22 protein-coding genes and 1 pseudogene are annotated in these 26,486 nt (G+C 43.0%); 19 read left to right on the top strand and 4 right to left on the bottom strand.

Annotated features, from left to right (window positions below; translation table 11 throughout):
- Positions 1-583 precede the first annotated feature (583 nt).
- Positions 584-1,285: a ribose 5-phosphate isomerase A gene (gene rpiA / locus HMPREF0106_RS23720; protein WP_009038732.1), complete on the top strand. Its 702-nt coding sequence runs from the start codon at positions 584-586 to the stop codon at positions 1,283-1,285.
- 543 nt (positions 1,286-1,828) lie between these two features.
- Here rpiA and HMPREF0106_RS23715 read toward each other — a convergent pair.
- Positions 1,829-2,050: a carboxypeptidase-like regulatory domain-containing protein gene (locus tag HMPREF0106_RS23715; protein WP_008024747.1), complete on the bottom strand. Its 222-nt coding sequence runs from the start codon at positions 2,048-2,050 to the stop codon at positions 1,829-1,831.
- A gap of 342 nt (positions 2,051-2,392) precedes the next feature.
- On the opposite strand from HMPREF0106_RS23715, the pseudogene HMPREF0106_RS23710 reads away from it, so the two are divergent.
- A pseudogene (locus HMPREF0106_RS23710) lies at positions 2,393-5,362 on the top strand (SusC/RagA family TonB-linked outer membrane protein); the annotation flags it as partial.
- An 11-nt stretch (positions 5,363-5,373) separates the two neighbouring features.
- Positions 5,374-6,987 (top strand): SusD/RagB family nutrient-binding outer membrane lipoprotein, encoded by a 1,614-nt coding sequence (locus tag HMPREF0106_RS23705; RefSeq protein ID WP_009038734.1) that lies wholly within the window; start codon positions 5,374-5,376, stop codon positions 6,985-6,987.
- A gap of 282 nt (positions 6,988-7,269) precedes the next feature.
- On the opposite strand, the gene HMPREF0106_RS23700 is transcribed toward HMPREF0106_RS23705, so the two are convergent.
- On the bottom strand, positions 7,270-7,668 hold the full coding sequence (locus HMPREF0106_RS23700) for a response regulator (protein WP_004314143.1): 399 nt from the start codon (positions 7,666-7,668) through the stop codon (positions 7,270-7,272).
- A 118-nt stretch (positions 7,669-7,786) separates the two neighbouring features.
- Here HMPREF0106_RS23700 and HMPREF0106_RS23695 point away from each other — a divergent pair, with 118 nt between their 5' ends.
- The 8 genes from HMPREF0106_RS23695 to HMPREF0106_RS23665 all read left to right on the top strand — a co-directional run bounded on the left by HMPREF0106_RS23695 (position 7,787) and on the right by HMPREF0106_RS23665 (position 17,709).
- Positions 7,787-9,424, top strand: a complete 1,638-nt coding sequence (locus HMPREF0106_RS23695) for an ABC-F family ATP-binding cassette domain-containing protein (protein ID WP_004314142.1) — start codon at positions 7,787-7,789, stop codon at positions 9,422-9,424.
- Positions 9,425-9,512: 88 nt separating this feature from the next.
- On the top strand, positions 9,513-10,094 hold the full coding sequence (locus HMPREF0106_RS23690) for a zeta toxin family protein (RefSeq protein WP_004314141.1): 582 nt from the start codon (positions 9,513-9,515) through the stop codon (positions 10,092-10,094).
- Positions 10,084-10,284: a hypothetical protein gene (locus tag HMPREF0106_RS0124245; protein ID WP_004314140.1), complete on the top strand. Its 201-nt coding sequence runs from the start codon at positions 10,084-10,086 to the stop codon at positions 10,282-10,284. The genes HMPREF0106_RS23690 and HMPREF0106_RS0124245 overlap by 11 nt, the downstream gene beginning before the upstream one ends.
- A 17-nt stretch (positions 10,285-10,301) precedes the next feature.
- Positions 10,302-10,712, top strand: coding sequence for a DUF6769 family protein (locus HMPREF0106_RS23685; protein WP_008024755.1), 411 nt, complete (start codon positions 10,302-10,304; stop codon positions 10,710-10,712).
- An 85-nt stretch (positions 10,713-10,797) separates the two neighbouring features.
- Positions 10,798-12,033: an efflux RND transporter periplasmic adaptor subunit gene (locus HMPREF0106_RS23680; RefSeq protein ID WP_009038736.1), complete on the top strand. Its 1,236-nt coding sequence runs from the start codon at positions 10,798-10,800 to the stop codon at positions 12,031-12,033.
- Positions 12,034-12,176: 143 nt separating this feature from the next.
- A complete protein-coding gene (locus HMPREF0106_RS23675) occupies positions 12,177-15,275 on the top strand; it encodes an efflux RND transporter permease subunit (RefSeq protein ID WP_009038737.1) in 3,099 nt (1,032 codons plus the stop codon).
- Between the two features lie 157 nt (positions 15,276-15,432).
- On the top strand, positions 15,433-16,617 hold the full coding sequence (locus HMPREF0106_RS23670; RefSeq protein WP_008024761.1) for a TolC family protein: 1,185 nt from the start codon (positions 15,433-15,435) through the stop codon (positions 16,615-16,617).
- A 264-nt stretch (positions 16,618-16,881) separates the two neighbouring features.
- Positions 16,882-17,709, top strand: coding sequence for a hypothetical protein (locus HMPREF0106_RS23665; protein WP_009038738.1), 828 nt, complete (start codon positions 16,882-16,884; stop codon positions 17,707-17,709).
- 15 nt (positions 17,710-17,724) lie between these two features.
- Here HMPREF0106_RS23665 and HMPREF0106_RS23660 read toward each other — a convergent pair whose 3' ends face one another.
- On the bottom strand, positions 17,725-19,257 hold the full coding sequence (locus tag HMPREF0106_RS23660) for a methyltransferase RsmF C-terminal domain-like protein (RefSeq protein WP_009038739.1): 1,533 nt from the start codon (positions 19,255-19,257) through the stop codon (positions 17,725-17,727).
- Between the two features lie 108 nt (positions 19,258-19,365).
- Between HMPREF0106_RS23660 and HMPREF0106_RS23655 the strand changes: the two genes are divergently transcribed.
- The 6 genes from HMPREF0106_RS23655 to HMPREF0106_RS23630 all read left to right on the top strand — a co-directional run bounded on the left by HMPREF0106_RS23655 (position 19,366) and on the right by HMPREF0106_RS23630 (position 23,801).
- A complete protein-coding gene (locus HMPREF0106_RS23655) occupies positions 19,366-20,151 on the top strand; it encodes a DUF6249 domain-containing protein (protein WP_008024767.1) in 786 nt (261 codons plus the stop codon).
- Positions 20,148-20,699, top strand: coding sequence for an RNA polymerase sigma factor (locus HMPREF0106_RS23650; RefSeq protein WP_004314132.1), 552 nt, complete (start codon positions 20,148-20,150; stop codon positions 20,697-20,699). The genes HMPREF0106_RS23655 and HMPREF0106_RS23650 overlap by 4 nt, the downstream gene beginning before the upstream one ends.
- Complete coding sequence (locus tag HMPREF0106_RS23645; protein WP_009038740.1) at positions 20,680-21,009, top strand: DUF5056 domain-containing protein; 330 nt, start codon at positions 20,680-20,682, stop codon at positions 21,007-21,009. Before HMPREF0106_RS23650 ends, HMPREF0106_RS23645 begins: the two co-directional genes overlap by 20 nt.
- A 186-nt stretch (positions 21,010-21,195) precedes the next feature.
- Positions 21,196-22,467, top strand: a complete 1,272-nt coding sequence (gene cls / locus HMPREF0106_RS23640; RefSeq protein ID WP_004314130.1) for a cardiolipin synthase — start codon at positions 21,196-21,198, stop codon at positions 22,465-22,467.
- Between the two features lie 39 nt (positions 22,468-22,506).
- Entirely contained in the window at positions 22,507-23,301 is a 795-nt protein-coding gene (locus HMPREF0106_RS23635; protein ID WP_008019458.1) for a thymidylate synthase, read from the top strand.
- A gap of 5 nt (positions 23,302-23,306) precedes the next feature.
- Entirely contained in the window at positions 23,307-23,801 is a 495-nt protein-coding gene (locus HMPREF0106_RS23630) for a dihydrofolate reductase (RefSeq protein WP_008024774.1), read from the top strand.
- A gap of 46 nt (positions 23,802-23,847) precedes the next feature.
- Here HMPREF0106_RS23630 and HMPREF0106_RS23625 read toward each other — a convergent pair whose 3' ends face one another.
- Complete coding sequence (locus tag HMPREF0106_RS23625) at positions 23,848-24,327, bottom strand: Lrp/AsnC family transcriptional regulator (protein WP_004315769.1); 480 nt, start codon at positions 24,325-24,327, stop codon at positions 23,848-23,850.
- 152 nt (positions 24,328-24,479) lie between these two features.
- Between HMPREF0106_RS23625 and HMPREF0106_RS23620 the strand changes: the two genes are divergently transcribed.
- Both HMPREF0106_RS23620 and HMPREF0106_RS23615 read left to right on the top strand, forming a co-directional pair.
- Entirely contained in the window at positions 24,480-25,757 is a 1,278-nt protein-coding gene (locus tag HMPREF0106_RS23620) for an IgA Peptidase M64 (protein WP_009038741.1), read from the top strand.
- A 98-nt stretch (positions 25,758-25,855) separates the two neighbouring features.
- A complete protein-coding gene (locus HMPREF0106_RS23615) occupies positions 25,856-26,395 on the top strand; it encodes a GNAT family N-acetyltransferase (protein ID WP_009038742.1) in 540 nt (179 codons plus the stop codon).
- Positions 26,396-26,486: the final 91 nt, after the last annotated feature.

The raw sequence follows: 26,486 nt of genomic DNA on the forward strand, positions 1-26,486 counted from the left end.
CCGGACGACCGTTGACGGCACAGTATAGCGGGGAGAAAGCTTCTTCAAAACGGCGCCAGTCTATCTTATTGGCAAGCAGGTATAAGGGATGCCTGGGATTCAGCTGGTCTGTCAAAGAGCTGAACAAGGAGGGCTGAGGGGTGGTCTTGTTTATCATAATAATCTGCAAGTTTTCAACCATAAAGATACAAAAACTTGCAGATATATCAAAGCAATTTATATATTAATATGTTGATTATTAGGCGTAAAAGCACATTCTAAGGGGCGACTATTTAAATGATTGAATGATCGGACCAAGTAAAAATTGTTGCTGGCGAGTTCCCTGCTAAAAGATAGTGACGCTATATGATACAAATAGCGACGCTATATGACAATGATACCGTCACTATCCCAAGCATATACCGTCACTATCTTTTCTACGTCAATCGGAGGGCTTACATCCACTTATAGCATATACCAACAATGATTGTTGCCTGATCCGAATTATCTCTAAAGCCTCTCTCTAAAGTTGAAACAAACAAACAGATTCGCCAATTCGTTATATATAAAAGAGTAACTTAAAACAATTATAAAGCATAAATTTATGGACTGGGAAAATCATCTTATAAAGCACCTGCAATGGTCGGACTCCATTATCAACCGGGAAGCCAAAGAACACGTAGCCCGTGAAATTGCCGCCACGGCAAAAGACGGAGATGTGATAGGAGTCGGCTCCGGCTCTACAGTCTATCTAACTCTGTTCGAACTAGCGCGACGGATTCGTGAAGAGCACTTGCATATTGAAGTGATTCCCGCCTCTCAAGAAATCTCGATGACTTGCATACAGCTAGGCATCCCACAAACTACCCTCTGGAACAAGCGCCCCGACTGGACATTTGACGGAGCGGACGAAGTAGACCCACAGCGAAACTTGATTAAAGGACGTGGCGGAGCTATGTTCAAAGAAAAACTGCTCACTAGAAGCAGCCGCAAAACATTCATCATCATCGACCCCAGCAAGCGCGTCAATCAGTTGGGAAATAAATTTCCCATTCCGGTAGAGGTCTTTCCGGACTCACTAACTTATGTAGAGCATGAGCTGCAACGACTGGGTGCATCAGAAATCGTCCTGCGTCCAGCCCACGGCAAAGACGGGCCTGTCTTTACAGAAAACGGAAATTTCATCCTCGACACTCGTTTTAACTATATTGATTCTTCGCTCGAAGAACAACTCAAAACCATTACCGGTGTCATAGAGAGCGGCCTTTTCATAGGTTATGATGTCGAAGTTATCATGGCAGAGTAAAACAACGTAAACTGGAAAATCGCATTTTGTAAGGAAATGAATTTATTTACCACAGAGGCCCCAGAGGTGAATCTTGTTCATGCCTGTACGGTTTTGATTCTTTTCATTTATATACCGCTATGCACTGTTTCAGCCTATTCTAACAAGGGTATATTCTCACTGCAATGAGAAAAAGTTCTCATTACTATGAGTATTTCTTCTCATTACTATGAGTATTTTTTCTCATAGGGATAAGTATAGTTGAGAAATGTATTTCCCACAAAACACAGATATTAAAACGTCATCAAACATATTTTTATTCAAAGCCGAAGATAATTGAAATAATAGTGAAAACACTGGGAAATTCATTAAAAATTCGGGTAGAATATTACCCCCCATCTCAAAATCAATGAGAAAAAAAGACTACTAAATAAACAAGAGCAGATAAAGGAAATTTCAATAAAAGAAACCGGAAGAACCGGACAATTTGCGAAAATAGAAACAAAACAACTGAAAAACAATAAGATAGAAGAAGAAAACACGAAAAAACAGGAAGAAAAAAGATCAATAAGTCTTAGCAGAACTTGGTACATTTGCGATTGTAAACTTACCGTCAATATCAGTGATAGTACCAAGGGTAGTGCCATTCACCAATATTGAAGCACCTACGACAGGTTGTCCATCTTCTTCAGAAGTAACCAAACCGGTAACTCTAGATGTCTGCGCTGTCATCAGACCTATACCTATAAAAAGGAAGGTCATTAAGAACATCAATTTTCTTTTCATAAATTCTCTCTTAAATTTAACCTATAAACAGATTTTTTGTCTCTAACAGGTTGCAAAGATAACACTAATTATGACAAACCGAAAAAAGTGTTACGTATTTAACTAAAAAGTATTATTTTGCAAGCTCCCATCTAGTAAAAACCAACAAACTATAACTAGAAATATTCAATTTAATATATTTTAAAATGGAATTTCTATCATAAAGATTGCGTCTAAAAAGATATTTTCAAGATAAAAAGAACATTATTTCCTCCCAAATGGTATCTTTTTATCATTTTACATCTCCCGAAAGACTAAAGAACTATTAACAATGATGAAAACTGAAACGACCATGTACCAAGTTCTGCTAAAACTTTGCGCATTTCTTATGTAGGAATGATTTCGCAGGACGTTTCCATCAAACCGGGAGTAATAAAAGTCGTATTAAAAAGTGACGCAAAGGCACTGGATGAGGTTGTGGTGACAGCCATGGGTATCTCGCGTGAAAAGAAAGCACTGGGTTACGCCGTTCAGGACGTAAAATCAGATCAGCTGACGCAGGCTGCCAACTCCAATCTGGCAGGAGCGCTGCAAGGTAAAGTATCCGGTTTGGACGTTAAGCCTTCAAGTGGTATGCCAGGAGCTTCTTCACAGATCACCATCCGTGGTGCACGTTCCTTCTCGGGTGACAACACTCCGCTTTACGTTATCGACGGAATGCCGGTAACCAGTACGCCGGACGTTAGCACAGACATACAGAACAATGGTAGTGTGAGCGGAGCCGACTTCGCCAACCGTGCGGTAGATATCGACCCTAATGATATTGAAAGTATCAACATTTTGAAAGGACAGGCTGCTTCTGCACTTTATGGTATCCGTGCTTCTAATGGTGTGATTATCATCACAACCAAAAGTGGTAAAGGGCTGGAAAAAGGCAAACCACAGGTTAGCTTCTCTTCTAATGTCAGCTTCGATGTAGTCGGTCGTCTGCCGGAATTCCAGAAAACATACGCACAAGGTTCGGGTGGAGTATTCAGCACTACTTCGGGAACGTCTTGGGGACCTAAGATTTCCGAACTTCCAAACGACGCAACGTATGGAGGTAACACGGATAACGAATACACGCAGAAGTTCGGTAAGCAACAGGGAAAATATTATGTTCCCCAACGTGCAGCAGCCGGTCTTGACCCGTGGGCTACTCCACAGGCGTATGACAATGCAAAAGACTTCTTCGACACAGGAATCACCTGGAGCAATTCATTGAATGTAGCGCAGATGCTCGACAAGAGCTCCTACTCTATCTCATTGGGAAATACACATCAGGACGGTATTATCTCAAGCACTGGTATGGACAGATATAATGTAAAGGTTAGTGCTGACACGAAACTGACCAACAACTGGAGTTCCGGATTTACAGCTAACTATATCACTACTTCTATCGACAAGGCAGTGACTTCCGGTAACGGTCTGTTAAGAACGGTTTACGCAGCTCCTCCCAGCTATGATCTTGCCGGTATTCCAAGTCACGTAGACGGTAACCCGTACACACAGAATTCTTTCCGTGGTAGCTTTGACAACGCTTATTGGGCGATGGAAAACAACAAATTCACAGAAGATACCAACCGTTTCTTCGGAAATGTATACGCAAGCTATCAGACTGATTTTGGTACAACCAACCACAAGTTGAACGCAAAATACATGGTCGGCGTGGATGCTTACACCACTCACTATGTAGACAGCTACGGATACGGTAGTAATACCGGTGGCGGTCGCGGACAGATCGAAAACTACGGCTGGACGAACGCTACATACAACTCTTTGCTGACCATCAACTATGACTGGCGCATCAACGAGGACTGGGGATTGAATGCTGTATTGGGTAACGAAATTATCCAAAGTAACAGAAAGAAGTATTATGAATATGGTACGAACTACAACTTCCCGGGATGGAACCACATCAACAACGCCACTACTCAACAGACAGAGGAAGAGACGTGGAAAAACCGTACAGTGGGATTCTTCGGTAACGTATCGGCTTCTTACAAAAATATGCTTTATCTGACCCTCACCGGACGTCAGGACTACGTATCTAATATGCCACGTAACAACCGTTCGTTCTTCTATCCTTCTATTTCGGCAGGCTTCATCCTGACGGAACTGGATGCATTGAAAAACAATGTTGTTAATCACGCTAAATTGAGAGTATCTTATGCGGAAGTAGGACAAGCAGGGGATTTCCTCGAAAACTACTACTCAACTCCGACATACGGAGGTGGTTTTTACACACTGACTCCGATCATGTATCCGATGAAAGGTACTACTGCCTATACTCCGTACTACACGATTTTCGACCCGAAACTGAAACCGCAGAACACACGTTCGTATGAAGTGGGTACTGACGTGAACTTCCTCGATAACTTAATCACATTCAGTTATACGTACTCACGCCAGAATGTAAAAGACCAGATTTTTGAAGTGCCTTTGGCTTCTTCTACCGGTGCCAGCAAACTGCTCACCAACGGTGGTAAGATTCATACCAACACGCACGAATTCACTCTCGGCTTCAACCCCATCCGGACGAAGAATATCAACTGGGATTTTGCATTCAACTGGACGAAAATCGATAACTACGTAGATGAACTGGCACCGGGTGTAGAAAATATCTCTCTGGGTGGTTATGTTACTCCGCAGGTACGTGCTTCGGCAGGTGAGAAATTCCCTGTAATCTATGGTGTAGGTTTCAAGAGAGATGAAAACGGTAATCGTCTGGTAGACGAAAACGGTCTTCCTATCGCTGGTGAAGCACAGGTAATCGGAAAGGTTTCTCCGGACTTCCTGATGGGTTTCAACACCACATTACGTTTATGGAAGTGTACAATCAGCGCAGTACTCGACTGGAAACAGGGTGGCCAGATGTACAGCAGAACAACCGGACTGGCAGACTACTACGGTGTCAGCAAGAGAACGGAAAACCGCGAAGGTACCATCATCTTCGACGGATACAAAACCGATGGAACTAAAAATGATATCGCTATCACAGGTGCAAACGCACAACAGGTATTTTACAGCCGCCTGAACGATATTGACGAATCTTCTGTATATGACAATTCTTTCATCAAACTGCGTGAAGTGGCTGTCAACTACAAAATTCTTCAAAAACGTTCGATAGAACTTTCTGTAAACGCATTTGCCAGAAATATCCTGATCTGGGCTCAATTGCCTGACCTCGATCCGGAAGCCAGTCAGGGTAACAACAACATGGCAGGAGCATTTGAAGATTATTCAATGCCGCAGACAGCTAGTTTCGGCTTTGGTTTCAACATTAAATTTTAATCTGCAAGACAATGAAAAAATATAAATCAATAGGAAAATTGCTGGCAGTTTCTTTCTTGACTGCTGCCATTGCTTCTGCTTGTACGGAAGACGCAATGGATAAAATCAATGAAAACCCTAACAATCCTCTGGATGCGCCTGCTAAATTTTTGATTACAGACTTAGGGGTAAGCACTGCATTCAGCACTGTGGGAGGGGATTTCTCGCTCTATTCTTCTGTTTACATTGAACACGAAACGGGTATATCCAACCAGCTTTACCGGGCGGAAGTACGTAGCGGAGAGCCTACAACGGCTACTACCTACAACAACGCATGGATCAACGTGTATTCAAATATCAAGAACGCTAAAATCGTTATCAAGAAGTGTGAAGAAGATCCTTCGGAAAAAGGAAACGTAGTGACGGAAGCAATTGCTAAAATCCTGCTCGCTTACAACGGAGCAGTGGCTGCCGATGTATTTGGAAATACACCGTACAGCCAGACTGGTATCCTCAATCCGGACGGCACACCAATGTATATGCAGCCCAAAATAGATACGCAGGAAAGCATTTATCAGGAAGTGATGCAGAATCTGGATGATGCCATCACTCTGCTGAATAACGGTACTGCCAAAGATGCAGGTCTGTCCGGCGCAGTCGGTTCTAAAGACTTGATCTACGGTTCAAACACCAGTACTCAAGCAAGTATGTGGCTCAAGACAGCTTATGCGTTAAAAGCACGCTATACAATGCGTCTGCTCAATAAAAGTGCCAATAAGACAACTGATCTTCAGAACATTCTTACTTATGTGAGCAAATCATTTGCTAATGCAAGTGAAGAATGTAAACTGGCTGTTTATGACGCTGATTCGCAGTTGAATCCGCTTTGGTCATTCAGCTATAGCCGTAACAGTTTGGCAGCCAGTGCCAGTCTGATTGAAAAGTTTGTTGAGCGCAATGACCCCAGAGCACCGCAAGCATTTCTGGAGCCCGATCCCACCGGCTATATTGCTTATGGATACGGAGGTACGCAAGCTACAGACATCGCAGGTATCAAAGCGGCTCCTAACGGAACTCCGCAAGAGTTGCAGAACAATTATGGTATGTCAATGATATCATGGGCAATGTCGGCTCCTACTCTTTTAATCAGTTATCACGAAGTGAAATTCCTCGAAGCAGAAGCATTATGCCGCTTGGGAGGCAGACTGGATGAAGCTAAGAGTGCTTTAAAAGCTGCAATCACTGCCGGATTCGAGAATCTGGAAAACTCAATTATAGATGCCGCTGACACTTGGGTATATGATGGTGACAGCGATTTGGGGGCAGATGTAGCAGAAACCTATTTCACGGATGAAGTAGAACCGTTATTCGATGCCAACCCTCTGCAAGAGACAATGATACAGAAGTATCTCGCCTTCTTCGGTGCATCCGGCGAATCACTGGAAGCCTATAACGACTACCGTCGTTTGAAAGGTGCAGGAGAAAACTTCATTGTACTGAAGAACCCGCTGAACAACAATAAGTTCCCATTGCGCTTCGGTTATGGAGCAGACGACGTATTGGCAAATCCTGAAGTGAAAGCTGCTTTCGGTGATGGCCAGTATGTATATAGCGAAGCTGTCTGGTGGGCCGGCGGAAACAAATAATGAACTTAAAATCTCTCAAAGGAGAGACTTTACATAGAGTCGTTTCTGTACTCTAACAAATTAACAGAGGCGAACAAAAATAGGCCAACCGTGAGGTTCGCCTATTTTATTTTATCCAATTTCATCAGATGAATGCTCAAATATAATAGAGAAAAAGGAATATTCAACGGCATCTTTTACATACCATTTTTCTACCCAATCATACTCTTTTTCTACGCTATTCCGTATTTAACGTTTAAGCATCTTTTAAATAAATTAAAAAAATTCCCGTACCAATCAATTTCACCACTGCAAATCGGGTAGATATTTGCTTAAAGTAGTGCGGAGAATACTCAAAGTAATAGGTTTCACCAACACTTCAGTTGCTCCTGCGTTCATTGCGTTTTCCTTATCCGAGCTGAAAGCATAAGCTGTCTGCATGATAATAGGAATTTCGGTATTAGACTCACGAATTATCTTCGTTGCCTCCAACCCGTTCATCACCGGCATCTTGATATCCATCAGCATTGCTTTGGTTCTTTCCTGATGCTGTTGAAACAACTCCACCATTTCCTGCCCATTTTTAGCCCACTCGATATCACACTTTTTGCCTATGATAGCCTTGATTAATTTAAAGTTGCTGTCATCGTCTTCAGCTACTAAAATTAAGGGTCTGAATTCATTCATTTGTTCGCTTTCCATATCGCTTATATATTGTTTTTTTATCTGTTTTTGGGGATTAATCTCCCTTTTCAGCCCGCAAGTTATAAAAAAGATTCATATATTTCGCTATCTTTGCGCCTCAATTTAAAAGAATAGTATGATTTCTGTTGACGGACTAGCCGTAGAGTTTGGCGGCACTACTTTATTTAGTGATATTTCTTTCGTAATTAATGAAAAAGACCGCATCGCACTGATGGGTAAAAATGGGGCGGGAAAAAGTACGCTGCTGAAAATTTTGGCAGGCGCACGACAACCGACACGTGGAAAAGTTTCCGCGCCCAAAGATTGCGTAGTAGCCTATCTGCCTCAACATCTGATGACGGAAGACGGAAGAACAGTGTTTGACGAAACGGCACAGGCTTTTTCACATCTGCATGAAATGGAAGCGCAGATTGAAAAACTGAACAAAGAGCTCGAGACACGGACGGACTACGAGAGCGACAGTTACATGGCGCTGATTGAAGAAGTGTCTGCCTTGAGCGAGAAGTTTTATTCGATTGACGCAACTAATTATGAAGAGGATGTGGAAAAGGCATTGCTCGGATTAGGGTTCACCCGGAGCGATTTTCAACGCCAGACGAGTGATTTCAGCGGTGGATGGCGGATGCGCATCGAGCTCGCTAAGTTGCTGTTGCAGAAACCGGACGTACTCTTGCTCGATGAGCCGACGAATCATCTGGATATTGAATCTATTCAATGGTTGGAAGATTTCCTTATTAATAACGGGAAAGCAGTTATCGTAATCAGCCACGACCGCAAATTCGTGGATAATATTACAACACGCACCATCGAAGTGACGATGGGACGTATTTATGATTATAAAGTGAACTATTCCCAATATCTGCAACTGCGTAAGGATCGCCGCGAACAGCAGCAGAAGGCATACGACGAGCAGCAGAAGTTTATTGCTGAAACGAAGGAGTTCATCGAACGATTCAAAGGAACATATTCAAAGACGTTGCAGGTACAGAGCCGCGTCAAAATGCTGGAAAAGCTGGAATTGCTCGAAGTCGATGAGGAGGATACTTCTGCATTGCGACTGAAATTCCCGCCTTCACCCCGTTCGGGCAGTTATCCAGTTATCATGGAAGGTGTTGGAAAGGCATACGGAGAGAAAGTGGTGTTCCGCAACGCTAACCTGACGATTGAGCGTGGTGATAAAGTAGCTTTTGTCGGTAAAAACGGTGAAGGTAAATCTACACTCGTGAAATGTATCATGAAGGAAATCGAACATGACGGTACACTGACTCTAGGACATAATGTACAAATCGGATATTTCGCTCAAAATCAGGCTTCGTTGATGGATGAAAACCTGACAGTTTTCCAAACGATTGATGATGTAGCCAAGGGGGATATCCGGAACAAGATTCGTGATTTACTGGGTGCCTTCATGTTTGGTGGTCCCGAGGAATCAATGAAGAAGGTGAAAGTACTTTCGGGTGGGGAGCGTACCCGCCTTGCCATGATTAAATTGCTGTTGGAACCTGTCAACCTCCTGATCCTGGATGAGCCGACGAATCATCTGGACATGAAAACGAAAGATATCCTGAAACAGGCATTGCTGGATTTTGACGGCACGCTGATTGTTGTTTCACACGACCGTGACTTCCTCGACGGACTGGTGACCAAGGTATATGAGTTCGGTAATCAAAAGGTGACGGAACATCTTTGCGGCATCTACGAGTTCCTCGAAAAGAAAAAAATGGATTCGTTGCAAGAACTGGAAAAGAAATAATAAATAATAAAAAGAGGGTATCGGCTGCAGGCGGAATAAAAGTATTTGTATATTTGCAACATCATTTATAACAGGCAGTTAGAAAAAAATGGATGAAACAAGGCAGTTATACATTATAAGCGGATGTAATGGAGCTGGTAAAACAACAGCTTCCTACACTGTACTGCCTGAAATTTTATTATGCAAAGAGTTCGTTAATGCGGATGAAATCGCCAAAGGTTTATCACCGTTCAATCCGGAAAGTATGGCTATAGAAGCCGGCCGTCTGATGTTGAAACGTATTAATGAACTATTAGCTGCTAAAGTAAGTTTCTCTATTGAAACAACATTGGCAACCCGTTCATACACCCGGCTCATTCAAAGAGCACAAAATGCCGGATATAAAGTCAGCTTGATTTATTTCTGGCTGAATTCTCCGGAACTTGCCGTCAACCGTGTGTTACAACGGGTCAATGAAGGGGGACATAATGTACCGATGGACGTTATCTACCGCCGATATCAGGCAGGCATTAACAATCTGTTTCAGATTTATATGCCGCGTGTAGACTATTGGCTGTTAGCCGATAACAGTATTTCTCCTCGAGTAATTGTAGCCGAAGGTTACCAACATGGCGAGGATCGAATATATGAACTTGAACTTTTTAAATGCATCAAGAATTATGTCAAATAATGAAATGCAAGAATTGAGCGATAAATTACGACGCGGTCTTCAGCTGGCAGAAAAGCGATTGCTGGAAAAAAATGCTCGCAATGGTAAACTCCTTAGTCAGGGAACACCAGATGGAAAAGTAATTTATGTATCAGCAACAGAATTGCTGGAACGTTTGCAAGAAAAAGAAAAGGAATCAATAAAAAAATAAATTCTCTAAAAGAAAGGATGAAAGGGAAGAAACGAATAATAGTAACTCTGCTGTTTTTAATCAACATCATAATGTTGGTGGCAGCCGTTATTCCCCATCACCATCACCCCAACGGAATGATTTGCATGAAGCAGGACTTGCCTGTAGAACAGCAATGTCCCACGCATCATCATCACCCGGGAAACGATTCATGTTGCAGCAGCGAATGTATGACTCGTTTCTACTCTCCCACTCCATCCGTACATACGGATAGCGGACCGGATTATGTATTCATCGCTACCCTGTTCACGGATGTAATCATCGAACATCTATTACGGCCACAAGAGAGACGGATTAAGAACTATTACGTCTACCGAGACTCTCTGCATGGCACGGATATACACCGTGCCACTCCTCTTCGTGCCCCTCCCTACTCTGTTTTTGCGTAAAAGCGTAAATGCAAATCAGTTGCATTTGCGTTACCTTATCTTTGTAGCGTAAAAAAACAGTAAAATTTAGTAGGAAAATATCATTATGAAAAAATTTATTTTCGTAGGAATCCTAGGCTTATTCGTGCTGGGTTCCTGTAATAATAGTACCGTCACACACACACACAATGAACACGATCATGCCACGGAAGGACATAATCACGAGGCAGAGGGTTCCAATCATTCTCATGAAGGCGAATGTAGCGGAGAACACAACCATGAAGCGGCCGATGGACATAACGAGTCTGCCGAAGCGCACAGTGATGAAATCATCCTTCCGAAGGCAAAAGCTGAAGCAGCCGGTGTCAAGGTGAGCGTTATCGAACCTGCACCTTTCCAGCAAGTGATTAAAACCAGCGGACAGGTGCTGGCTGCCCAAGGTGATGAATCGGTTGCCGTAGCTACAGTGGCCGGCGTTGTATCTTTCCGTGGAAAAGTAACGGAAGGAATGAGCGTCGGCAGCGGCACGCCGCTAGTCACGATTTCTTCAAAAAATATCGCCGACGGTGATCCGGTACAACGTGCCCGCATTGCCTACGAGGTATCTAAGAAGGAGTACGAACGTATGAAAGAGCTTGTTAAAAACAAGATTGTATCTGACAAGGATTTTGCACAGACAGAGCAAAGTTATGAAAATGCCCGCCTTAGTTACGAAGCCCTTTCCAAGAATCATTCGGCTATCGGCCAAAGTATTACAGCTCCTATTGCAGGATATGTGAAAAGCATTCTTGTGAAAGAAGGCGACTACGTGACCATCGGACAACCGCTGGTGAGCGTGACGCAGAATCGTCATCTTTTCCTCCGTGCCGAAGTGTCGGAAAAGTATTATCCATACCTCCGTACAATCAGTTCCGCCAATTTCCAGACTCCTTATAATAATCAGGTGTACGAGCTGAAAACATTGAACGGCAAACTTCTCTCTTTTGGAAAAGCTGCCGGAGACAACTCTTTTTATGTGCCTGTCACTTTTGAATTCGACAATAAAGGGGAAGTGATCCCCGGATCATTCGTAGAGGTGTTCTTGCTTTCTTCAACGATGGAAAACGTACTGTCTCTCCCACGCACGGCACTGACAGAAGAACAAGGTATCTTCTTTATCTACCTGCAACTGGACGAAGAGGGTTATAAAAAACAGGAAGTAACGCTAGGAGCCGACAACGGTAAAAGTGTTCAGATCCTGACCGGAGTGAAGGCTGGCGACCGTGTAGTGACCGAAGGTGCTTATCAGGTTCGACTGGCAAGCGCAAGCAATGCCATCCCGGCACATAGTCACGAACATTGATTAAATGAAGAATTAGAAATGAAGAATGAAGAATTTGGCTGCGCAATAATTGGTATATGTTTATTGCACGTGCTGCATAGTCATTCTTAATTCTTCATTTCTAATTCTTCATTCTTAATTCTTAATTCTTAATTCTTAAAGAAATGCTTAATAAAATTATACATTACTCCCTACACAACCGGTTGGTTGTAGTCTGCGCGGCCATCCTCCTGCTAATTGCGGGAACGTATACCGCCATGCATACGGAAGTAGACGTATTCCCCGACCTGAACGCACCTACGGTAGTCATCATGACAGAGGCCAACGGTATGGCTGCGGAAGAGGTTGAACAGCTCGTCACTTTTCCTGTTGAAACTGCCGTAAACGGAGCTACGGGTGTACGCCGTGTCCGCTCTTCTTCTACCAACGGATTTTCTGTTGTCTGGGTAGAATTTGATTGGGGAACCGATATTTATCTCGCTCGCCAGATTGTTAGCGAGAAGTTAGCAGTGGTGAGTGAATCACTGCCGGTCAACGTCGGTAAACCGACACTCGGCCCACAATCTTCCATCTTGGGCGAAATGCTCATCGTCGGTCTGACTGCCGACTCCACTTCGATGCTCGATCTTCGTACGATTGCGGACTGGACTATCCGTCCCCGTCTATTGTCTACCGGAGGAGTGGCACAGGTTGCCGTGCTCGGAGGAGATATCAAAGAATATCAGATTCAGCTGGATCCCGAACGGATGCGTCATTACGGCATTTCAATGGGAGAAGTGATGGCTGTGACACAGGATATGAACCTGAACGCAAACGGAGGTGTGCTCTATGAATTTGGAAATGAATATATTGTACGCGGTGTACTTTCTACTTCTAAAACAGAACAACTTGGCAAAGCGGTAGTAAAGACAGTGAACAACTTCCCTGTCACGCTGGAAGATATTGCGGACGTAACCATCGGACCGAAAGCCCCGAAACTGGGAACTGCTTCAGAGCGTGGAAAATCTGCCGTACTGATGACTATTACCAAACAGCCGGCTACCAGTACGCTGGAACTGACGGATAAATTGGAAGCATCTTTGAAAGACCTGCAAAAGAATCTGCCACCGGACGTAAAAGTTTCAACGGACATATTCCGTCAAAGCCGCTTTATCGAAAGTTCCATCGGCAATGTGAAGAAATCACTCTTTGAAGGAGGTATTTTTGTAGTAATCGTACTCTTCCTGTTCCTGGCAAATGTGCGCACTACATTGATTTCATTGGTAACACTGCCTCTTTCCCTGCTTGTTTCGATTCTGACACTACACTACATGGGACTGACAATCAACACCATGAGCCTCGGAGGTATGGCGATAGCCATCGGATCATTGGTAGACGACGCCATCGTCGATGTGGAAAACGTGTATAAACGACTGCGGGAGAACCGTCAGAAAGCAAAAGCGGAAAGGTTAAGTACACTCGAGGTGGTATTCAATGCTTCGAAAGAGGTGCGGATGCCTATACTTAATTCTACGCTGATTATCGTTGTCAGCTTTGTACCGTTGTTCTTCCTTAGCGGAATGGAAGGCAGAATGTTGGTTCCGCTGGGCGTTGCCTTTATCGTGGCATTGTTCGCGTCGACAGTAGTTGCTCTGACGCTGACTCCGGTGCTCTGTTCTTATCTATTAGGAAGCAATAAGACAAACAAGGAACTGAAAGAAGCTCCCCTTGCCCGTTGGATGAAAGGGATTTATGAAAAGGCACTGACTTGGGTGCTGGCACACAAACGAGTGACACTTGGAAGTACAATCGCACTCTTTGTGGTTGCCCTCGGAGTGTTCTTTACACTCGGACGCAGTTTCCTTCCTTCCTTTAATGAAGGATCGTTCACCATCAATATTAGTTCTCTACCGGGTATTTCACTGGAAGAAAGCAATAAAATGGGACAGCGGGCAGAAGAGTTATTGATGACGATTCCCGAAATACAAACCGTAGCCCGGAAAACGGGACGTGCCGAACTGGACGAACATGCATTAGGGGTAAACGTTTCTGAAATAGAAGCTCCGTTTGAACTGAAAGATCGTTCGCGCAGTGAACTGGTAGCTGATGTACGTGAAAAGTTGGGTACTATCACCGGGGCAAATATAGAAATCGGACAACCAATCAGCCACCGTATCGACGCTATGTTATCGGGTACGAAAGCGAATATCGCTATCAAGCTATTCGGAGACGATCTGAATAAAATGTTCTCACTCGGTAATCAAATTAAAGGAGCTATCAGTGATATTCCCGGTGTTGCCGACCTGAACGTGGAACAGCAGATTGAACGTCCGCAACTGAAAATACAGCCTAAACGGGAAATGCTGGCTAAGTTCGGTATTACTCTGCCGGAGTTCTCGGAATATGTGAACGTAGCTTTGGCTGGAAAAGTGATCTCGCAGGTTTATGAGCAAGGCAAGAGTTTCGATCTGATCGTGAAAGTGAAGGATGATGCCCGGGATGAAATAGAAAAAATCCGGAACTTGATGGTAGATACGAACGACGGTCGCAAAGTTCCTTTGAGCTATGTAGCAGAAGTGGTATCAGCCATGGGACCGAATACGATCAACCGCGAGAATGTAAAACGTAAAATTGTGATTTCTGCCAATGTGGCCGACCGCGATTTGCGTAGTGTTGTCAATGATATTCAGAAGCGCATCGACACATCGGTGCAACTGCCCGAAGGCTATCACATCGAGTATGGCGGACAGTTTGAAAGTGAACAGGCTGCCAGCCGGACACTGGCGTTGACTTCATTTATCAGCATTGTAGTAATCTTCTTGTTATTGTATAATGAGTTCCGCAGCGTGAAAGAGTCGGGCGTCATCTTGCTGAATCTTCCGCTGGCACTGATCGGTGGTGTATTTGCTTTGGTGATTACAACAGGAGAGGTCAGTATTCCGGCTATCATCGGTTTCATTTCCTTGTTCGGTATTGCAACGCGTAACGGTATGTTGCTCATCAGCCACTACAATCATTTGCAAAAGGAAGAAGGTTTGAATGTGTACGATAGTGTAATCCGAGGTTCTCTCGACCGTCTGAATCCGATTTTGATGACGGCATTGTCTTCTGCACTGGCACTGATTCCATTGGCACTCGGCGGCGACTTGCCCGGTAACGAAATTCAAAGTCCGATGGCAAAAGTGATTTTAGGAGGATTATTAACGTCTACTTTTCTGAACGGTTTTATCGTTCCGATTGTTTATCTGATGATGCATCGGAAAAAGGCCCAGGAAAGCCTGTAGTGGGTGATGTTTTTCCTCGGTGAGGAAACCATCGTTCCCCGGTGAGGAACCAAGTGTTTCTCGGTGAGAAACGGATCGTTCCTCGGTGCCAAACAAATAGATGCCTTATCATAAAGTATCTATCAACAATAGCTTGTAATAAATAAAGAAATTAGAAATGAAACAAATCATGACCATAAGCGCTGCACTTCTTTTCTTAACCATAGGCGAAGTGCAAGCCCAAAACGGAATTGAACAGGTATTGAAGAATATCGAAACGAACAATAAGGAGTTGCAGGCAAACGAGCAACTGATTACTTCGCAGAAGCTGGAAGCTAAAACGGATAATAACCTGCCTGATCCTACTCTTTCTTACGCACATCTATGGGGAGCGAAAGATAAAAGCGAAACAATCGGCGAACTGGTCGTTTCACAAAGCTTTGATTTTCCCAGCTTATATGCTACACGCAACAAGTTGAATCGTCTGAAAGCCGGAGCTTTTGACAGTCAATCGGATGTTTTCCGTCAAGAGAAGCTGTTACAGGCGAAAGAACTTTGCTTGGATATTATCATGCTTCGTCAGCAAAAGCATATTCTGGAAGAACGCCTCCGCAATGCGGAAGAACTTGCAAAGATGTATGCCAAGCGTCTTCAAACAGGAGATGCAAATGCTCTCGAAACCAACAAAATCAATCTGGAACTGTTGAATGTCAGAACAGAAGCGTCTCTGAACGAAACAGCACTCCGCAACAAACAGCAGGAGTTGAATACGCTGAATGGTAATATTCCGGTAGTTTTCGAGGAAAACCAATATCCGGCTATACCTTTCCCAAGCGATTATCAAATATTGAAGTCGGAAGTCATGGCAACGGACCGTACTCTTATGGCACTCGGCAACGAAAGTCTTGTTGCCCGTAAACAGATTGCTGTCAATAAATCACAATGGCTGCCCAAACTGGAACTCGGCTACCGCCGGAATACAGAAACAGGCGTACCTTTCAACGGTGTAGTGGTAGGCTTCTCTTTCCCACTTTTCGAAAATCGGAATAAGGTAAAAATCGCTAAAGCACAGGCTCTTAACATTGACTTGCAAAAGGATAATGCTACCCTGCAAGTAGAGTCCGAATTGGCACAGCTTTACCGGGAAGCGAAAACACTGCACGCTTCGATGGAAGAATACAGCAAGACTTTCCAGTCGCAACAAGATCTGTCACTGCTGAAACAAGCTCTGACAGGTGGACAAATTAGTATGATTGAATATTTCGTTGAAGTTTCTGTCATCTACCAAAGCCATCAGAATTATCTGCAACTGGAAAATCAGTACCAGAAAGCAATGGCACGGATTTACAAGAGCAAGCTGTAAATAGTACATAAAATCCTTTAGACATGGATTACGCTGAACATACTAATTTCTATTTTAAGTGATGTAAGTATGTTTATATAATAATTTCAGGCACGGATTACACAGATTTCACGTTTTTCAGCAATATGATTACCATAAAGCAACAGCGTAATCCGTGTAATCCGTGCCTGAATATCTCTCCCCTCTCCCTCTCATTTTCTTCAAGTTCCAACTAAATATTTCAAAATAATATGTTACATTTGCAACGAACATAAAATACAGATTATGAGACCTAAACAATTCTATCTATTCATGTTATGTTGCATCCTTACACTATTCAGTGGATGTAAAGAGGATGAAGAAAATCCACTTCGTTTTTACAACAGTGAATATGAAGTGCCCATGGGTGGCAGACGTTACCTTGGACTGGAAAGCGGAAATGGTGATTACTCACTTGAAGTTAAAGACACACGCATCGCAAGCGCAGGAACCGAAACCGGCTGGAGCGGAGTACCTGCCGGACGTATGATTTATGTTACCGGTATTCTCACCGGGCAAACTTATCTGACAGTAACGGACAACGCCACACAAGAAACCTGCACCCTGCCAATCAAGGTTGTCGACAATTACGAGGATATAAAGTTGCTCCGCAGCTACTTGTCTAACTTACCCAACGGAGACGCAAATCTTCTGCCCGGCATTTCCGACATTTTTCTAATTAACAATCACGCACGGGATGCTTATTTTTTCAAACAGGGAGAACAAACAGCTTTTTCATCCGGACTAACCTTAATAACTCGAGGAAGTTACAAACTGGAAAAAGAAGAAGGAAATAATGAGAAAGCTATACTGACTCTCACCTTTTCGGAAGATGCGGCAACACCTATTTCCAATCATAAATTCATCTTGTGGGGAAACGCATACGTATTTCACCGCTTGGATAAAAGCTTGAATCTGAATTGGAATACTCCATCCATCGGAGAAATGCGGACATCCCCTGCACCACCTCCTTCCTACACACTGGAAGAAATCGCTGGAGGCGAACCAGGTACGGGCAAACAAATTAGTTTTACCCTTTCCGAACAGGAAATACCCGCCGGAATACTGCCTTAATCAACAGTGTCTTCCTTAATCAGCCGTATTTTCCGATAATATGCGTATATTTTCCGGCAAGTATCCACTACGGATACGCCATTCTTGCGGATAGAGATTATTGGCACGATTGCCGATATTCTTCACAAATCCGAGAGGAATATGCTGGTACGTAAGCAAAACATATCCACGAGGGGCTGTTACCGGCAAGGTAATGGCCTCTTTTCGTAAATAAGTGATAGCCTGTTTATAACTTATTTCTTCCGTAGCGAAAGCTTCCCGACATAAAAGTGAACTACACATCGCCAATGCATGGTCAGGTATCAAATCCTTTCCTTTCACTTCTCCTATCTCCACTCCTGCCGATACAATTTTCAGGCATTGTTTCATCGCTATTAATTCATCAGCATAATGCTTTGAAAAAGCTCGGATACTTGTTCCTTCTGCCGACAATATATACTTGTCCGAATTTTCATCATTCAGCCAGCTTTTTGCAATATTCAACTGTTCTTTCGAAACAGGAGAAGATGCTGCTCCTCCTTTCTTATCTTTCTTTTTAGAAGTCTTCTCCTTGGCGAAAGAAGATATCGGAATCTCGTCTCCTGTCTCCGGCTTCCGAAAAGCTGCCAGGAAAAAGCCTTCGCCTTTCGTCTTATGAGGGAAAAAATGATAGACAGGAATAGAAGATTTAGAACCATCACAATTATCCGGTAAAAGATCTCCTGTTATATTCCAGTTTTCCTGTACCTGCACAGTTAACGGTTCGGCTCCATACTCTTGTTGAATCCAACGTGCATTCTCTTCGTCCTCTTTTGTATTAAATGTACACGTACTATATATAAGAACTCCCCCAGGCTTCAACGTGTCCCAAATATCTCCAATAATCCGCCGCTGCCGCTGCCAACAGATTTCTACATTCTCGGAACTCCACTCTTCTACAGCAACAGGGTCTTTACGGAACATACCTTCACCGGAGCAAGGGACATCTGTAAGAATCACGTCAAAGAAAGACGGCAAAGCCGCAAAATCTGCCGGATCATTATTGGTTACTACCACATCCGGATGTCCCCACTTCGTTAAATTCTCCGCAAGAATCTGCGAACGATTCCGGATGACTTCATTAGCCACCAGTAAACTCCCTTCAGGAAGCACACTACGGGCATGAGTAGACTTTCCACCGGGAGCTGCACAAAGATCCAGCATCTTTACCGGTCCGGTGACATACTGCCGGAGCACCTGCTCCACAAACATAGAAGAAGCCTCCTGAACATAATAACAACCTGCATGAAACAATGGATCAAACGTGAAAGTGAGACGCTCATCCAAGTAAAATCCTTCGGAAGACCAAGGGACTTGATTAAATTCAAAATTGAAAGCTGAAAGTTGAAAATCAGTAATACAGCCTGCTTGCGGTACAATTCTGCATTTTCCATTTTCAATTTTTAATTTCCCATCATTCAACCGGATGCTGACAGGTGGTTCTTGTTGGATAGCAACAGCTAATTTGTCGTATTCTTCATCGCCCAACAGGGCACGGGTATAATCTATGAAAGAAGCGGGTAATTCCATTTTTCGTTATTAATTTCCGCAAATATCAAAAATATTTCGTCTCTTTGCAACTTTCTATGATATTAACTACGTCTAACAAACAAAGAAATAAATAAAAAAACTATTGATATGAAAAATTTTCTATTAGCATTGATGGTTGTACTGACCACTTGCACACTGGCTATTGCCCAAAACCAAACTACTGTTGTCCGCGATTCCGTCGGAAAAGTAAAGGTAACTGTGACCAAAGACAATAAAGCAAAAACAAACAATACTGCTGTCACAGTCATCGGTGTAGATACAGCGGACACTGATTCCACAGAAGTAGATGCAAACTCAAGTAATGTCAGTACTGGTCATGGTAAGGCCAGTTTTACATTCGAATCGGATGACGACGATTTCCCATTCCACGGCTTTGGTATCAACGGAGGAATTCTCGTAGCAATCATATCAATCATTGCCGTTTTCGGATTTCCGGTATTCATTCTGTTTGTAATCTTCTTCTTCCGTTATAAAAATCGGAAAGCACGCTATCGTCTTGCCGAACAGGCACTCGCTGCAGGTCAGCCATTGCCAGCAGAATTTATTCGTGAAAACAAAACGGTTGACTCACGTTCACAAGGCATCAAAAACACCTTTACAGGTATCGGTCTTTTCATCTTCCTTTGGGCAATCACCGGTGAATTCGGAATTGGAGCGATCGGTTTACTCGTTACATTTATGGGTATCGGACAATGGATCATCGGTAGTAAACAACAGGCTCAAGGTACAGATGCTCCCCGGACGTATACTACCCATAAAGATGAAAAAAAGAATCAGGATAACGTCAAAAACGATAGCTTCGAAATCATCCCTTCCGAATCCGGAGAGAAAGATAATGGAGTAAACGAAGCAAAGAACGACGAGAATAAATGAGCCAACTCAATGATATATCGTTAGTCGCGCAGGTCGTGGTGTTCAAGAACACCAGGGCCTTCGACCAGTTGGTGGAGAAGTATCAGTCGCCCATCCGGCGATTCTTCCTGAACCTGACTTGCGGCGACAGCGAATTGAGTGATGACCTTGCACAAGATACATTTATCAAAGCATATACAAACATTGCCTCTTTCCGAAACTTGTCAAGTTTCTCTACGTGGCTGTACCGTATTGCTTATAATGTTTTTTATGATTATATTCGCAGCCGGAAAGAGACAGCCGACTTGGATACAAAAGAAATAGACGCCATCAACAGTACCGAACAAGAGAATGTAGGACAGAAAATGGATGTTTATCAGTCACTCAAAATGCTTAAGGAAGTGGAAAGAACCTGCATTATGTTGTTCTATATGGAGGACATTAGTATCGACAAAATAGCAGGTATTGTAGGAGTACCGTCAGGAACGGTGAAAAGCCACCTGTCACGTGGAAAAGAAAAATTAGCAACGTATTTAAAACAAAACGGTTATGACAGAAATAGACAATGATAAGCTCTTGCGCGATTTCTTCGCAGAAAACAAGCAGGAAATAGCAGACAACGGATTCAGTCGCCGTGTCATGCACCATTTACCCGGTCGTAGCAACCATCTGGCTCGTATCTGGAGTGCCTTCGTAATGACTGTGGCTGCCGTACTTTTCGTATGGTTAGGCGGATTGGAAGCAGCTTGGGGAACAATAAGAGAAGTATTTATCGGCATGATTAATCATGGCACTACCGGCCTTGATCCAAAGTCAATTATTATCGCGGCTGTCGTATTATTATTTATGGCTACACGAAAGGTTGCTTCTATGGCATAAACAAAATAAATACAGATTAAAAGTCCAAAGCATAAGTTTCCCGGATTTTTATCTTTATGAGTCAAAGAACTCTTTATCCCTCTCTTTTAGTGTTAAACAATAATAAATCTACCCTTTACTCCAAGTAAGCCCCAACATAGATGTTGTATATTTGTTGCTCTGTAAACTAAAATAGAGAGAAGAGTTTTGAAACTACGTATATTTATTTTATTTCTATTCCTGCCTTTATTACATGTTCAGGCAGATGTCATCGACAGTCTGATGACGCAGCCCAGAGACTCAATCGGACTAACAAGCGATTCCCTAGTACTGCATTTTTTGGAAGAGTCGGGAATCCCTATATCTGATAATAATAAAGTCAAACTGCTAAAAAGCGGACGGGAGAAGTTTATCGATTTATTTGAAGCCATCCGGGAAGCTAAACACCATGTTCATCTGGAATATTTCAACTTCCGAAATGACTCCATTGCTAATGCTTTGTTCACTTTATTAGCCGAAAAAGTGAAAGAAGGTGTTGAAGTACGAGCTATGTTTGACGCTTTCGGAAACTGGTCGAACAACAAGCCCCTTAAAAAGAAACACCTCAAGAAAATACGTGAACAAGGAATCGAAATCGTCAAGTTTGACCCGTTCACCTTCCCTTATATCAATCATGCCGCCCACCGCGACCATCGCAAAATTGCTGTTATCGACGGAAAAGTGGCATATACAGGCGGAATGAATATCGCCGATTATTATATCAACGGACTACCCAAAATCGGAACCTGGCGTGATATGCACATGCGTATCGAAGGGGATGCAGTCAACGATTTGCAGGAGATTTTCCTGACGATCTGGAACAAAGAGACTAAACAGAACGTAGGAGGAGAAGCTTATTTCCCCCAACATGAGGGACAGACAGACAGCACAAATATCGTTGTAGCAATTGTAGACCGTACCCCGAAAAAGAATAGCCGTATGTTGAGTCATGCCTATGCCATGAGCATTTATTCGGCACAAAAGAATGTTCATATCGTCAATCCTTATTTTGTACCGACTTCTTCCATCAAAAAGGCGTTGAACCGGACAATCGACCGGGGAGTAGATGTAACCATCATGGTTTCCTCTGCTTCCGATATTCCTTTTACCCCGGATGCCGCACTTTATAAGTTACATAAACTGATGAAAAGGGGAGCTACTGTCTACATGTACAACGGAGGATTCCATCACTCGAAAATTATGATGGTGGACGACTTGTTCTGCACAGTCGGTACTGCCAACCTGAACAGCCGCAGCCTACGATATGACTACGAAACAAATGCCTTTATTTTTGATAAAAGAATAACGGGGGAATTAAATAATATGTTCCGAAACGATATCGAGCATTGCACCCAGCTGACACCGGAGTTTTGGAAAAAGCGTTCTCCCTGGAAGAAGTTCGTCGGCTGGTTTGCTAATTTATTCACTCCATTTTTGTAATTTTGTACGGAGAATCATTTTCACTGCAAATTATTCATTATGAAACAATACCTGGATTTACTCAATCGCGTGCTAACCGAAGGCACGGAAAAAAGTGATCGTACCGGAACCGGAACGATCAGTATCTTCGGTCATCAGATGCGTTTTAACCTTGATGACGGTTTCCCGTGCCTGACAACCAAAAAACTGCATCTGAAATCAATCATATACGAATTGCTTTGGTTTCTGCAAGGAGATACAAACGTGAAATACCTGCAGGAACATGGAGTACGTATTTGGAACGAATGGGCGGACGAGAACGGTGATTTGGGGCATGTCTATGGTTATCAATGGCGTTCATGGCCTGATTACAACGGTGGCTTCATCGACCAGATCAGCGAAGTAGTGGAGACACTCAAACACAATCCGGATTCACGCCGTATCATCGTTAGTGCGTGGAACGTAGCAGATTTGAACAATATGAATTTACCTCCCTGCCATGCATTCTTTCAGTTTTACGTAGCAGACGGGCGGTTGAGCCTGCAACTATATCAACGCAGTGCCGATATATTTCTCGGTGTTCCCTTCAACATTGCTTCATACGCATTATTACTGCAAATGATGGCACAAGTGACAGGTTTGAAAGCCGGCGATTTCGTTCATACTTTCGGTGATGCTCATATCTACCTGAACCATCTGGAACAAGTGAAGCTCCAATTATCACGGGAGCCTCGTCCATTGCCGCAAATGAAAATCAATCCGGACGTGAAAAACATCTTCGATTTTAAATTTGAGGACTTCGAATTAGTAAACTATGATCCGCATCCGCATATTGCAGGAGCAGTAGCCGTGTAAAAAATATGAGTAAAGTATCCATCATTGCTGCCGTAGACCGCCGCATGGCTATAGGCTTTGAGAATAAGCTTCTTTTCTGGTTACCGAATGATTTGAAACGTTTCAAAGCATTAACTACCGGAAACACCATACTTATGGGACGCAAAACTTTCGAGTCATTACCGAAAGGCGCATTGCCCAATCGAAGAAATATCGTTTTATCTTCCAATCCGGATACAGTATGTTCCGGTGCGGAAGTGTTTCCTTCACTCGAAACGGCTTTGAAAAGTTGCCGGGAGGACGAACATATTTATATTATAGGAGGGGCAAGCATTTATCAGCAGGCTCTTTCCTTCGCTGACGAACTTTGCCTGACAGAGATAGACAGTACAGCTCCCGAAGCTGATGCCTATTTTCCGGAAGTATCTTCAAAGGTATGGCAGGAAAAAAGCAGAGAAGCCCATCCTGCGGATGAGAAACATCTCTGCTCCTATGCTTTCGTTGATTACGTAAGAAAGTAAGAAAATTGTTTCTTACTGTGATCCAACCACGAATACTGACTAATGATTAATCTTCATCTTCTATGTCGACCATAATCGGCATCTGCCGCTTAATGGCTTCATGGAAGGAGATTAATGTTTCGGTACGCGCCAAGCCCAATGGTTGCAACTTATCGTGAATAATACTCAATAAGTGGTGGTTATTCTTTGCGTAAATTTTGATAAACATATCGTATTTTCCGGTAGTGAAATGGCATTCCACCACTTCGGGGATAGCTTCTAAAGCTTTTGTTACCGAGTCAAAGGATTCGGGGTCTTTTAGATATATACCAATATAAGCGCAAGTCTCATATCCGATTTTCTCGGGGTCGATAACATACTCCGAACCTTTTAATATTCCTAGATTAGTAAGCTTCTGAATACGCTGATGGATCGCAGCACCGGAAACATTACATGCTCTTGCCACTTCCAAAAAAGGAATACGCGCATTCCCTGCAATCAGTCTCAGAATTTGCTCATCTAAAGCATCTAATTGATGATGTCCCATTTTTGAATCAAATTGTTTTTATCAATGAATCTTTTATGCAAAGTTAGCGATTTTTCGACAACAAATACTATAATCTATTACTTTTATTTGCAGAAAGCGGATAAGTCAACAATAGTTCGTACCTTTGCGAAAAACATAAATATACCATTTATATGAAACATATTTGCTGTATCATTCTGTGTTTCTACACTTCTATAGGAAGTTATGCCCAGAATTTTGCTGATTATTTTCAGAACAAAACAATGCGAGTGGATTATATCTTTACCGGGGATGCTACACAACAGGCTATTTATCTGGATGAACTATCACAGCTTCCCACCTGGGCAGGCCGTCAACACCATCTCTCCGAACTTCCCTTGGAAGGCAACGGACAAATTATTGTGAAAGACCTTGCCAGCAAACAGTGTATCTACAAAACATCTTTCTCTTCTTTATTTCAAGAATGGCTGTCAACAGACGAAGCTAAAGAAACAGCTAAAGGGTTTGAAAATACCTTTCTTCTTCCTTATCCCAAACAGCCTGTGGAAATAGAAGTCACTTTATATTCTCCGCGAAAGAAAACAATGGCTACTTACAAACATATCGTGCGTCCGAATGACATACTGATTCATAAACGGGGAGTATCACATGTTACTCCACACCGGTATATGTTGCAAAGTGGCAATGAAAAAGACTGCATAGATGTTGCTATCCTGGCAGAGGGATATACAGAAAAAGAAATGGATATATTCTATCAGGATGCACAACGTACCTGCGAAAGTTTGTTTTCGTACGAGCCGTTTCGTTCCATGAAGGGTAAATTTAATATTGTTGCCGTAGCCAGTCCTTCAACGGATAGTGGTGTCAGTGTTCCCCGCGAAAATCTGTGGAAAGAAACGGCGATTCATTCTCATTTCGATACCTTTTATTCAGATCGCTATCTGACTACCAGCCGGGTAAAGTCTATCCACAATGCATTGGCTGGTATCCCTTACGAGCATATTATTATCCTCGCTAACACAGATGTATACGGCGGAGGAGGAATATACAATTCTTATACGCTAACCACAGCTCATCACCCCATGTTCAAACCGGTGGTAGTGCACGAATTCGGGCACAGCTTTGGTGGATTGGCCGACGAGTATTTTTATGAGGATGATGTGATGACGGATACTTATCCACTGGATGTCGAACCGTGGGAACAGAATATTTCAACACAGGTAAACTTTGCTTCCAAATGGAAAGATATGCTTCCGTCAGACACTCCGATTCCTACTCCTATTGCTGAAAGAAAGAAATATCCGGTAGGAGTATATGAAGGAGGCGGCTATTCCGCTAAAGGTATTTATCGTCCTGCCTACGACTGTCGCATGAAAACAAACGGATATCCGGAATTTTGCCCGGTTTGTCAACGTGCCATCCGCCGAATGATTGAGTTTTATGTTCCTTAATTGAATAACAATCATCGATGGTAACCGATGGTAAATACCTACTTAAAAACAAAATCAATATACAATCATATTATTGTCAAACTTAAAACCCAAACCTCATGATTAGACTTCAACCAATCAGTACGTCGGACCTGCAACATTACAAATTCATGGAAGAACTCCTGATTGATGCATTTCCACCGGAAGAGTACCGTCAGCTGGAACAACTGCGCGAGTACACTGACCGTACGGGCAACTTTCATAATAACATCATCTTTGACGATGACTTGCCAGTCGGCTTCATTACCTATTGGGACTTTGGCAGTTTCTACTATGTAGAACACTTTGCAACCAATCCTGCCCTGCGAAATGGAGGTTATGGAAAACGTACACTGGAATACTTGTGCAATTATTTAAAACGCCCGATCGTATTGGAAGTAGAACGTCCGGTGGAGGAAATGGCCAAACGACGTATCAGCTTTTATCAACGCCAGGGCTTTACACTATGGGAAAAAGACTACTGTCAACCTCCTTACAAGCCCGGAGATGATTTTCTTCCCATGTATTTAATGGTACACGGAGAGCTGGATTGTGAAAAGGATTTTGAAACAATCAAAAAGAGAATACATAAAGAAGTATATGGAGTAAAAGACAATTAAAAAAGAATCCCGATAGAAAGAGTTGTACAAATGTGTAATATTAATATATAAAAAGGAAGGGTGTCCAAACCGATTTGGACACCCTTCCTTT

Origin of the sequence: Bacteroides sp. D22 (assembly GCF_000163675.1) — a bacterium.
GTDB lineage: Bacteria > Bacteroidota > Bacteroidia > Bacteroidales > Bacteroidaceae > Bacteroides > Bacteroides xylanisolvens.

Bases quoted from the DNA above. Each gene is read 5' to 3' on its own strand.
- rpiA (WP_009038732.1), top strand. From the start codon at position 584: ATGGACTGGGAAAATCATCTTATAAAGCACCTGCAATGGTCGGACTCC.
- HMPREF0106_RS23715 (WP_008024747.1), bottom strand. From the start codon at position 2,050: ATGAAAAGAAAATTGATGTTCTTAATGACCTTCCTTTTTATAGGTATA.
- HMPREF0106_RS23705 (WP_009038734.1), top strand. From the start codon at position 5,374: ATGAAAAAATATAAATCAATAGGAAAATTGCTGGCAGTTTCTTTCTTG.
- HMPREF0106_RS23700 (WP_004314143.1), bottom strand. From the start codon at position 7,668: ATGGAAAGCGAACAAATGAATGAATTCAGACCCTTAATTTTAGTAGCT.
- HMPREF0106_RS23695 (WP_004314142.1), top strand. From the start codon at position 7,787: ATGATTTCTGTTGACGGACTAGCCGTAGAGTTTGGCGGCACTACTTTA.
- HMPREF0106_RS23690 (WP_004314141.1), top strand. From the start codon at position 9,513: ATGGATGAAACAAGGCAGTTATACATTATAAGCGGATGTAATGGAGCT.
- HMPREF0106_RS0124245 (WP_004314140.1), top strand. From the start codon at position 10,084: ATGTCAAATAATGAAATGCAAGAATTGAGCGATAAATTACGACGCGGT.
- HMPREF0106_RS23685 (WP_008024755.1), top strand. From the start codon at position 10,302: ATGAAAGGGAAGAAACGAATAATAGTAACTCTGCTGTTTTTAATCAAC.
- HMPREF0106_RS23680 (WP_009038736.1), top strand. From the start codon at position 10,798: ATGAAAAAATTTATTTTCGTAGGAATCCTAGGCTTATTCGTGCTGGGT.
- HMPREF0106_RS23675 (WP_009038737.1), top strand. From the start codon at position 12,177: ATGCTTAATAAAATTATACATTACTCCCTACACAACCGGTTGGTTGTA.
- HMPREF0106_RS23670 (WP_008024761.1), top strand. From the start codon at position 15,433: ATGAAACAAATCATGACCATAAGCGCTGCACTTCTTTTCTTAACCATA.
- HMPREF0106_RS23665 (WP_009038738.1), top strand. From the start codon at position 16,882: ATGAGACCTAAACAATTCTATCTATTCATGTTATGTTGCATCCTTACA.
- HMPREF0106_RS23660 (WP_009038739.1), bottom strand. From the start codon at position 19,257: ATGGAATTACCCGCTTCTTTCATAGATTATACCCGTGCCCTGTTGGGC.
- HMPREF0106_RS23655 (WP_008024767.1), top strand. From the start codon at position 19,366: ATGAAAAATTTTCTATTAGCATTGATGGTTGTACTGACCACTTGCACA.
- HMPREF0106_RS23650 (WP_004314132.1), top strand. From the start codon at position 20,148: ATGAGCCAACTCAATGATATATCGTTAGTCGCGCAGGTCGTGGTGTTC.
- HMPREF0106_RS23645 (WP_009038740.1), top strand. From the start codon at position 20,680: ATGACAGAAATAGACAATGATAAGCTCTTGCGCGATTTCTTCGCAGAA.
- HMPREF0106_RS23635 (WP_008019458.1), top strand. From the start codon at position 22,507: ATGAAACAATACCTGGATTTACTCAATCGCGTGCTAACCGAAGGCACG.
- HMPREF0106_RS23630 (WP_008024774.1), top strand. From the start codon at position 23,307: ATGAGTAAAGTATCCATCATTGCTGCCGTAGACCGCCGCATGGCTATA.
- HMPREF0106_RS23625 (WP_004315769.1), bottom strand. From the start codon at position 24,327: ATGGGACATCATCAATTAGATGCTTTAGATGAGCAAATTCTGAGACTG.
- HMPREF0106_RS23620 (WP_009038741.1), top strand. From the start codon at position 24,480: ATGAAACATATTTGCTGTATCATTCTGTGTTTCTACACTTCTATAGGA.
- HMPREF0106_RS23615 (WP_009038742.1), top strand. From the start codon at position 25,856: ATGATTAGACTTCAACCAATCAGTACGTCGGACCTGCAACATTACAAA.